This window comes from Microcystis sp. M20BS1 (assembly GCF_020245305.1).
Lineage (GTDB): Bacteria > Cyanobacteriota > Cyanobacteriia > Cyanobacteriales > Microcystaceae > Microcystis > Microcystis ichthyoblabe_A.
The window spans coordinates 1-9,836 of the sequence record NZ_JADBUZ010000159.1; the positions used below are offsets into that span (position 1 = coordinate 1).

The following is a 9,836-nucleotide window of genomic DNA, read 5'->3' on the forward strand; positions in this document are numbered from 1 at the left end:
GCTAACGAAAGAATTAGGGATAGGAGCGAGCTTACTAGGAATTATTATTAATAAGTGAGAGATGGTGCGGCGAACTTTTTAGAGCTAAAACCATGAAAAGCTTATGATATATGGATTTCAGCCTTCTTGTCCCCCTTTCAGATGATAGAGGACATAGCTGACAGGGGGACAAGACATCTCAAAGCGTTGTCCACAAAGGTTTTTAGGCTCCTCAGTTACAAATAGATACATCCCTTTCAGCCAAAAAGCTAACGAGAGAATCAGGGATTTGGGCGAGCTTATTAGAAATCTTTATCAACAATGGGGAGTGATCTGCATCGAACTTTTTCGCTCGAACACCCCAAAAAGCTTATGCTGTAAGGAGTTCAGCCAGCTTGTCCCCCTGTCAGCTTTTTATGTATGTTGGCTTATTATGTGGAATGGCATTTAAAACAGTGCTTGGCTCCTTTGTTATTTGAGGATGAAGAAATTGATGATGGTTCTCTGAATGTGATTAAAGCGAGTCGCAGTGAATCCGCTCAGTCTAAAGAGAGAAAAAAACGGAATCAAGAGGACTTTCCTGTGCATAGCTTTCGGACTTTGTTGGAAGACTTGGGGACGATTTGCTTGAATACAGTGGAATGTATGATTAGGGAGGGAAGTTATCGTTTTTCTAAGATAACTCGACCGACTAAACTGCAACAAAAAGCGTTAGATTTATTGGGAGTTTCCCTGATTTGTACCCAGTAACGGGGCGGCGGAAATTCTTTTAATCCCTTCTACAGCACAGGTTATGGCTTTTTGTCAACGGGGAAGTCCAGTAATACGGGGTAAAATTCAATGGGATTGCGAATTTCATTTCACGAGTCTTCAGGCTTTTGAGGTGATAGTACACCCAAAGTTGCCCCAAAAATCCCCCTTTAAAATGTTCTTTAAATCCCTAAAAGGCTTGCTCTAAAACTGAGAATTGCTGTCACTGCGGCGAAAAAAAACCGAGCCGGACTCCCTAAAGACGTGGAAAAGAACGGCCACTGTGAGAGAGTAGTATCCATCGTCTCAGTCTTGAGATGCTCTGAAACTATGCACGACCACTGCTTGAGATATTTGTTTTTCAGCATTGCCTTTCACGACGCTCCTCTAAATCTCTAGCTTGATGTTCTCACCTTGAGTGTGTGACTGCTCACCTCTTTATAATAAACCTACACCTGTCAGGGAGAAGGGAGGGGGGAGAAGGGAGAAAAAAGCTGATCGATTAGTGATCACTGATCAAGTCTCCTTCGGTGCTATGATCAAGGATGTAAAGTTTTATCAACACTACCTTAAACAAGCTCTCAAGAGAGGATATAAAGAACAACAGATGGCTTACACACTTCCCCCTTTACCCTACGATTACACTGCCTTAGAGCCTTGCATCACCAAAAGCACTCTAGAATTCCACCACGACAAGCACCACGCCGCTTATGTCAATAACTATAACGGTTTGGTCAAAGATACGGAACTCGATGCTCTCTCTTTAGAAGAAGTTATCGTTAAGGTTGCTGGTGATGCTTCTAAAGCTGGGGTTTTCAACAATGCCGCCCAAGCATGGAATCATAGTTTTTATTGGGACTGCATGAAACCGGCGGGTGGCGGTGCGCCTACTGGTGCTTTAGCCGCTAAAATTAACGCAGATTTCGGCAGTTTCGAGAAATTTGTCGAAGCTTTCAAAACCGCCGGCGCGACTCAATTCGGTAGCGGTTGGGCTTGGTTGGTTCTCGATAACGGTACTCTCAAAGTCACCAAAACCGGCAACGCTGACAATCCTTTAACCGCCGGACAGGTTCCCCTCTTAACTATGGATGTGTGGGAACACGCTTATTATCTCGACTACCAAAATCGTCGTCCCGATTACATCAGCGACTTTTTAACCAAGTTGGTTAATTGGGATTTCGTGGCTGCTAATTTAGCGGCGGCCTAAAAATTTGGCTCAGTTAATCAGTTATCAGTTATCAGTTATCAGTTATCAGTTATCAGGGGTTGGCGAGCAGAGAGAAACCATCCATAGGTTGGAGGTTAATACTACTCTTAAAACTGGCAAATCTCTCTAATATTAATTATCCTTAAAATAGATAACCAGAAAAAACTTTTTTAACATCGATCGCGCTTGTTGCACAATGGAACAACCTGTCAGTTGGATTATTCCCCGTCATCCCCGTCCCGATTATCCCCTGTTTGTATTTTTACCCGGAATGGATGGCAGCGGCCAACTCTACCATCGTCAGATTAAAAACCTTGCTCCTTACTTCGATCTGCGTTGTTTGGCGATTTCCCCGCAATATCTCGGCGATTGGGAGGAATTAAGCGATTGCGTGATTGCTTTATTGGCACAGGAATTAAAGGGACAATCGAGAAAAGTCTATCTCTGCGGTGAGTCTTTTGGTGGCTGTTTAGCCTTGAAAATAGCGACAAAATCACCAAAATTGCTTAAAAAACTGATTTTAATTAACCCTGCTTCTTCTTTTAATCAAAGACCTCTTTTAAGCTTGGGAATCGGTATCACCCAGATGATGCCCGATTTCATCCATAGCGGCTCGGCACTAACTATTTTACCCTTTCTGGCCGCTCTGGGTCGAATATCCCGGGAAGATCGCCGCTCTCTCCTCAAAGCCATGCAATACGTCCCACCGAAGACGATTAGCTGGCGTTTATCCCAGTTACAACGGTTTCAGGTTAGTGCCAGCGAGTTAAAAAGTCTGCAATTGGAGGTGTTAGTGATAGCCAGTCAAGGAGATCGACTCTTACCATCGGTAGCGGAGGCTAAACGCCTAATTCAGCAGTTACCCGCCGCAAAATTAACAATTCTGCCCCATAGTGGTCACGCTTGCCTACTGGAAACCGATATTCACCTCAAAGACATTCTTCATCACCATGCTTGTCTCCCCCGAAGCTTACCCGCAAAAAGTCACTGAGGATGGTTCTTATACCTTTTTTTCGACCGAATTCGGCGAATGTTATCATTCTACCTCCGGGGCAAGGGAAGAAGCCGAGAAAAAATTTATCCTCTCCAGTCGTCTGGCAGCAAAAGCAGACCAGAGCAATAATCTGAAAGTTCTTGACATTTGTTACGGCTTAGGGTACAATGCCGCCGCAGCCTTGGCGGCCATTTGGCGAGTTAGGGGGGATTGTCGGGTAGAATTATTAGCGTTAGAAAGCGATCGAATGGTTCCCCTAGCAGCTATTAGAGAGAATCTCTTAAATAGTTGGAGTCAACCAATTCCCGAATATTTAAGTGATTTTGCCCATAATCACCGGCTGGACTTGCCTAATCTCACTGCTAAACTGTTAATCGGGGATGCGCGACAGACGATAACCAAGGTGATTGAGGCGGGTTTTCAAGCGGAGGCAATTTTTCTCGATCCCTTTTCCCCGGGTAAATGTCCGCAACTGTGGACGGTGGAGTTTTTAGCTTTAGTGGCCAAATGCCTGAGTCCGACGGGTTATTTAGTCACCTATTCCTGTGCTGCCTCGGTGCGAAGGGCTTTACAATTAGCAGGATTGCAGATTGGAGCCACCGATAGCGTCGGGCGGCGATCGCCAGGGACAATAGCCAGTTTTTTGTCCTTACCCCCATCTCTATCGGCACAGGAACGGGAACATCTGCAAACTAAGGCCGCTATTCCCTATCGAGACGAGACTTTAACCGACCCAGCCGAAGTGATTATACAACGTCGTCGCAGCGAACAGGCTCTCTCTGACTTAGAACCGACTAGCCACTGGAAAAAACGTTGGCAAAGAGCGGTGAGTTCGATCGAAATCTCGGAATGAGATTAATTGGGAAAGAATCCCCGGGCTAAAATTTGTTTGTATTGCTGATGCTGTCTCGGTTCTAGGGTTTGACTAGAGACAATTCTCGCTCGCGTTTTCCGAAAGTCCCACCCTATAGGAGTAATTTCGGGGCTGTCAACCAGAATAACTGACACTTACCTAGGGGATTTTGTTGATTGGGAACCTCTAGACCAATTATTCCCGCTTTTTTGACCGATAATTTTCCTTGAAACTTGCCCCAAACTAGCATTTCCGTCCAATAGCCTAAATCCGGTTCGTGGCCCACCAGTGCAATCGCGTTTTCCTCTCGCTGATAGTCGGACTTTTGCCACCACTGCACCCAATCTTGAATATTGCCATTGGGCGATAGGGGATTAAATTGCTCAATTTTACTGCTTAAACCCGCTTTTTGCAAAATTTCGGCGGTTTGCACGGCACGCACCAATGGGGAAGTGAGAATTAGGTCAAATTTCACCCCCAACTGTCCTAATCTTTGGGCAACTTTAGCAGTTTTTGCCTTACCTTCCTCGGTTAAAGGACGTTCCCTATCGTTGAGATAATCCTCCGATTGTCCTGCTAATCCATGACGCACAAAATAAAGTTTCATATCAGTGTCGGGTCGGTCTTGGCGATGATAATAGATAGCTGAGGTCTGATACTTAGGTGCGAATTACCTTTTCATCGGGGTTAACTAGATGGGAAAGTTTTTGTTTGATTTGGGTGTCATACATTTCCCACTTAAGTTTAGCGTATTCGGCATTATTATTAAAACCACCGAGGAAACCGATAGGAATTTCAAAACCTCCGGCCATATAACGGCCACCACCAAAAAAGCGACCTTGGTTATCTTGTCCGAAAGCTTCCTTGAGAAATTCATCGGGATCTAGGGTAATTTTACTGGTACGCATAGAACCAATGACTAACTCGATATCCTCATCTTCATCGTGAACGATACCATAAACTAAAGCCGTGTGAACATTTTCTTCTGTCACCAAAAAATCGGCAGCCTGGGGAATCGCATCTCGGTCATCATAACGCAAATAACCGACCCCGGCGATCGAATAATTATTTTTAATAATACGGTTTTTTAAGGCTCGTTCGATCACATCCATCACCCGTCGGGATCTGGCCGATTGCAGGACAGCGTTTAATAATTGAGCATCGTAGAAACGACTGAGATAACCAGCAGCAATAAATTCACACTCTTGCGCTTGCATTAAATTATTCGTGTCTGATCGCAATCCGTGCATCAAAGCTGTGGCACACTTAACATGGACGGTATCGCTAGTATTAAAATTCAGTAACCCTTTTTGGATATATTGGGTTAACATCGTCGCTGTTGCCCGGATTTGGGGACGAATATCAACAAATTCCGCCTCTAGATCCCCTTGGCGAGTATGATGATCAATCACGGCAATAACGGGAATTTTTGCCTGTTTAACCAGAGTGGTTAACTGACTATTGGTTCCCTGACCATCGACGAAAACACAACCCTGATAAACCGAAAGATCTCTATCCTTGAGGGTATGGACTCCCCAACGTTTAGCCGGTAAACCTGTTAGTTTTACCAAAGCGACATTTTCCTGATGGGAGAGAGTACCCGCATAGACTATATCACAGTGAATATCGTACTGTTCGGCGATAATTTGATAGGCCCAGGCACTAGAAAGAGCATCGGGATCCGGGAAATCCTGCATCACCACAATTTGATTTTCGCCCCGGTGATTTTCCAAAGTACGTCGCAGGCGATCAATTAGGGAAATAAGTAGGGTATCATTACTAACCGTGACTGGAGGAAGGGGACATACTGCCGACGGTTCCCCTAACACTATATCGGTTTCGAGGGACTTGGCAGGAACTAGACTCAGTAATTCAGCCATCATTTTTAGAAAAGTTTGCTTAAGGGTAGATTCAGTCGGGATTTTTTGAGCTAATTAATTCTAGACGATATTCTGGCTCGATCGGTTCATCTCAAATATTAAGCTTTTCTTGCCCCTAGCTCCCCACTGTCGGGCTATAACTCTAGTCTATCAAAAGACCTTTCCTGTTTGTTCTGGGAGAGCGGTTAGGAGTGAGGGCAATTAACCATCGCTGCCATTACCTGTGAAAATAGATAATTTAGATAGTCAACGCCTTACCATTAATCATGGATAAACCGATAGATATTGAAGTAGTTAGAACTGAAGCACTAAGAAAGCTAGGCAGAAATATAGTTAATTTTTCAAAGATTGAAGGTATTTTAAAGTATCTACTTTCAGTTAGTCAGATTGAGAGATTATCAACATCAACTCGTAACCAGTTCGTTGACAGTCATGAGAGATTTCGTAAGCGCCCATTAGGTCAACTGGTTAAGGAATTACATAACACTGTGCTAGTGGATGATAGTCAGTCTGAACCTCAACTAGACTCTTCTGAGTTAGGTATGTCTTTGTCATTTAAGGTTACCTATAGTGACTCAGATTTCTTAAATGCTCAGAAACAGGCTCTCTCAGACATTGTGGCGGAACGAAACAAGCTGATTCATGAAGATTTAGCGCTACTCGATACTAGCTCTATAGAAGACTATTATAAGTTAATCAGTCTTTTGGATGAACAAAACCCTCGATTATTAACTCATCTTGAAGAGCTTGGGTGGATGCTAACCTCATTTATAGAGGGAATAAAAGACCTTCAAGAATTCATTAAATCACCAGACTTTCACCAGTTTATACACTCTAGCCAATCCGATGCCTAACAAGTGCGTGTACAGGGAACGGCGGCAGACACTATCGGTTATGATGCAGACAGTTGGTCACACCCTGTCCCCAGGAAAAACTTTTTCAGCAGACCCTAGCTATTATACCGATAGGACGGGTTGGCCGGTAGAAATGGCTTTTTCGACGATATCGGCGGCCATTTTCACTCCTCCAGTCTTCTGTAGTGCTTTTTGCATTCTCAGGGCATTTTCTCGGTAACTGGGGACGGATAAGACCTTTTCAATCGCCTTTCGTAAACGGGGAACTTCTAGACGGGAAATCGGAATCACTTCCCCTGTCCCCGACCATTTTATCCGAGCAGATACCCCCGGTTGGTCGTTAGTGATGGGAATGGCCACCATCGGTACAGCTTGGGCAAGGGATTCTAGGGTAGTATTTAAGCCTGCGTGGGTGATAGTAAGAGAGGCTCTGGTTAAAAGCTCTAATTGGGGAGCGTAGGGAACAACTAGGGCGTTTTTGGTGGTTATTTGAATGTTAGAGTCGGTATTGCCCAAGGATAAAACTAATTGTACCGGCAAATCGGCACAGGCTTCGGCGATCGCATTAAAAGTCGATTGTAGGCGAGTTTGAATTGTACCAAGGGAAGCATAAATCAAGGGTTGTCCGGTTAATTTTTCGTAGGGAAAAGGAATCGGTTTTCTGGTGGAGGAATCGTGAAAGGGGCCGGTAAAGTGGAAGTGAGCGGGTAAATTTGGCCGAGGAAACTCGAATTCGGCAGGTTGTTGGCTAATTTGGGCAATGGGTGAATAGCGTTGATTGATGTTTTGATAGGGAATTAACCCCCATTCTTGACGTTGCCGGTTGATTAACTCATTCAGAGGACGAGTCAGAGAGTCAAGGAGTTTATAGCCAAGTTTATTGCGAATAACCCCGATAAATGAGGGATTATAGTCCCAAGTAGTCATAAAGGGCGGAATAAGCGGGTCACGATTTAAAACCAATGCCCCAGCAAAACTGACAAAGGGAATAGCTAATTTTTCTGCGATTGTACCCCCTGAGGGGGAGACTTGATCGACAATTAGGGCATCAATTCCCAAGCGACGCATCTCTTGAGGGATAGTTTCAAAGAGGGCAGCGGTAGAATTAGTCACTGATTGTACCGTGCGTCGGACGGCGGCTGTTCCCCGTAATTGACCAATTTCGGCTAAATTTTGGGCTGATGTGCCTTTCGGATATTTGTCGGGTGCAATTGCCTGAAAATTTAACCCGGCTGCTTGCACCATTTCTTCACCATCAAGAGTTAAAAAACAGGTAACTTTATGACCGCGTTTTTGTAACTCTTTTCCTAAAGGTAGAAGAGAATAAATATGTCCAGAGGTTGTAGGACAGAGTAAACCAAAATGAGTCATTAAACACCTCCACAGGTTTTCTTTAATTCTTCTAGATTCCAGAATGCTCCACCCAAGGCAGAGAATTGTATTCCTTCAAAGCAGTTACGCACAGCCCCCAAAGCGAGGGGATTAACTAGATAAATAAACGGGACGTATTCCTGTTGAAGTTGTTGAATTTCATTATAGATAACTTTGCGCTTCTCAAAGTCTAATTCTTGGGAACCTTTGACGTATAAATCGGCGATTTTTTTCTCCCAATCCGCCGCTTGCCAGCCTTGAATCGGCGGGCTGCCGGGTTGAGGTTGTTGGTTAAAAGCGTGGAGATTTCCATCTACATACCAAATATTAGGGGCGTGGGGTTCATTATCGCCGGTAAAACCTAAAATATGTGCTTCCCAATCTAGACTATTACTTAGTTTATCAACTAAATTGCTAAAAGCGATCGCTTGAAAATCCACTTGAATTCCTATTGCGGCTAAATCATTTTTAATTTGTGCGCCAATTGCTTCCCGGATTTTGTTACCCGCGTTAGTAATCAGGTTAAATCTAACGGGATTATTATCAGCATCGACTAGCAGATTATCACTATTATACTTAAATCCCGCCTCTAATAATAATTCTTTGGCTTTTTCGGGATTGTAATTGTAACCTTTCAGGTTTTTATCGTAAAAAGGCGATTGGATAGAAAGAAAAGAATTTTGTTCTTGTCCTAACCCTCGATAGATATCATCAATCATTCTTTGACGATTAATGCCGTAGGCAATAGCTTGACGGAAATTTAAGTTATTAAACCACCTGGATTTAATTGGCTCTACTAGGGGTTTTCCGTCGCGTTTGCCTTGGTTGAGATTAAAACCGATAAATTGGGTTCCGTAGGCAGGTCCGCCGTTAAAAATAGTAAAATTTCCTCTTTCTTCTTCGGTTTTTAAGAGGGAGAAAAATTCGGGAGTTACCCCAATAGAATCTAAACTTCCCGAACGAAATTGTAGTAAAGTTGTGTCCTGCGATTCAACAATTGCCCAAATTACTGAAGTTATATGGGGTAATTGTTGTCCACGGTCATCTTTTTTCCAATAGTAAGGGTTATTCTCAAAAATAATCCTTTGTCCCGTGATATATTCTTTTAGTTTATAAGCACCATTAAAAACAATTTTATCGGGAGGAGTATCTAACCCCCAAGTGGAGAGAAATTCTAACCTACCATCGGGGCTTTTTTTCTGAATAGTTTTTTCTAAAGCGTGTTTAGGTAAAATCGGTGAACTGACAGCATCTAAAAAAGGAGCAAAAGGTTCGGGTAGTTTAAATTCGATTCGGCGATTATCTAGTTTAGTGATAACTGGAAATTCTTTTTTTAATCCTATTCTTAAACTATCGCGGTAGTTGTTGGGAATATCAGGATTTAGATATAAATCTTTATAGGTAAAAACCACATCATCAACGGTTAAGGGTTGACCATCCGACCATTTTAAACCCTCTCTCATAGTAAAAATAATGTTCAAATTATCATCGGAAATTGTCCAAGATTCTGCCAGGACTGGTTCTTTTTTGCCAGTAATGGGATTTTCTGTTAATAGTCCTTCGTAGGTTAAACCAAAAATATTCGGGGATTCGGCCGATAAAACAGCATTAAAGGTTTTTGGGTCACTTAATACCGATATGACCACTTGATTGCGTCTAACTTGATTACCACAAGCAGTTAGGGAAATCAGCAATAAACAAGAAATTAAAAATACCGTTAATCTGCGCCAAAATTTCACCATAATCTTTAATATTTTTCTGTCCGACTATTTAGAAGTAAAGACCTTGTCTGGCTATATAGGGTTTACTGAATAAATCTAAAAACCTTGTTGGGTAAGACTTTTAGACTTTTTGTCAATCAAAAAGTACCAGGTATGGGAGTGATCAGGGGGAAAATCCCTGGACTTTTTCCCTAAAAATTAGGTAATTGGCCACCTCAAAACCGGTA

The 9,836-nt window shown here is 43.0% G+C and carries 8 protein-coding genes and 1 pseudogene; 5 read left to right on the forward strand and 4 right to left on the reverse strand.

What is annotated here, in order from left to right:
• Positions 1 to 390 precede the first annotated feature (390 nt).
• The 4 genes and pseudogenes from IM507_RS16035 to IM507_RS16050 all read left to right on the forward strand — a co-directional run.
• Positions 391 to 729 (forward strand): annotated as a pseudogene (locus IM507_RS16035) (IS1634 family transposase); the annotation flags it as partial.
• Positions 730 to 1,336: 607 nt separating this feature from the next.
• The gene (locus IM507_RS16040; RefSeq protein ID WP_002737286.1) at positions 1,337 to 1,936 is read left to right on the forward strand and encodes a superoxide dismutase; all 600 of its coding nucleotides are present in this window, start codon (positions 1,337 to 1,339) and stop codon (positions 1,934 to 1,936) included.
• Positions 1,937 to 2,132: 196 nt separating this feature from the next.
• Positions 2,133 to 2,927 (forward strand): alpha/beta fold hydrolase, encoded by a 795-nt coding sequence (locus IM507_RS16045; RefSeq protein WP_002737067.1) that lies wholly within the window; start codon positions 2,133 to 2,135, stop codon positions 2,925 to 2,927.
• Complete coding sequence (locus IM507_RS16050; protein WP_130758300.1) at positions 2,887 to 3,783, forward strand: tRNA (5-methylaminomethyl-2-thiouridine)(34)-methyltransferase MnmD; 897 nt, start codon at positions 2,887 to 2,889, stop codon at positions 3,781 to 3,783. The genes IM507_RS16045 and IM507_RS16050 overlap by 41 nt, the downstream gene beginning before the upstream one ends.
• 112 nt (positions 3,784 to 3,895) lie before the next feature.
• On the opposite strand, the gene sixA is transcribed toward IM507_RS16050, so the two are convergent.
• Positions 3,896 to 4,390 (reverse strand): phosphohistidine phosphatase SixA, encoded by a 495-nt coding sequence (gene sixA, locus IM507_RS16055; RefSeq protein WP_002735419.1) that lies wholly within the window; start codon positions 4,388 to 4,390, stop codon positions 3,896 to 3,898.
• A gap of 52 nt (positions 4,391 to 4,442) precedes the next feature.
• The gene (locus IM507_RS16060; protein ID WP_002736029.1) at positions 4,443 to 5,666 is read right to left on the reverse strand and encodes a DHH family phosphoesterase; all 1,224 of its coding nucleotides are present in this window, start codon (positions 5,664 to 5,666) and stop codon (positions 4,443 to 4,445) included.
• A gap of 263 nt (positions 5,667 to 5,929) precedes the next feature.
• Between IM507_RS16060 and IM507_RS16065 the strand changes: the two genes are divergently transcribed.
• Positions 5,930 to 6,517 carry a hypothetical protein gene (locus IM507_RS16065; RefSeq protein ID WP_069474188.1) on the forward strand — a complete coding sequence of 196 codons (588 nt, stop codon included), beginning with the start codon at positions 5,930 to 5,932 and terminating at the stop codon, positions 6,515 to 6,517.
• 102 nt (positions 6,518 to 6,619) lie between these two features.
• Here IM507_RS16065 and IM507_RS16070 read toward each other — a convergent pair whose 3' ends face one another.
• Together IM507_RS16070 and IM507_RS16075 are read right to left on the reverse strand one after the other, a co-directional pair.
• On the reverse strand, positions 6,620 to 7,888 hold the full coding sequence (locus IM507_RS16070) for a glycosyltransferase (protein ID WP_287637336.1): 1,269 nt from the start codon (positions 7,886 to 7,888) through the stop codon (positions 6,620 to 6,622).
• Positions 7,888 to 9,630 (reverse strand): ABC transporter substrate-binding protein, encoded by a 1,743-nt coding sequence (locus IM507_RS16075; RefSeq protein ID WP_123230403.1) that lies wholly within the window; start codon positions 9,628 to 9,630, stop codon positions 7,888 to 7,890. The genes IM507_RS16070 and IM507_RS16075 overlap by 1 nt, the downstream gene beginning before the upstream one ends.
• Between the last annotated feature and the right edge of the window lie 206 nt (positions 9,631 to 9,836).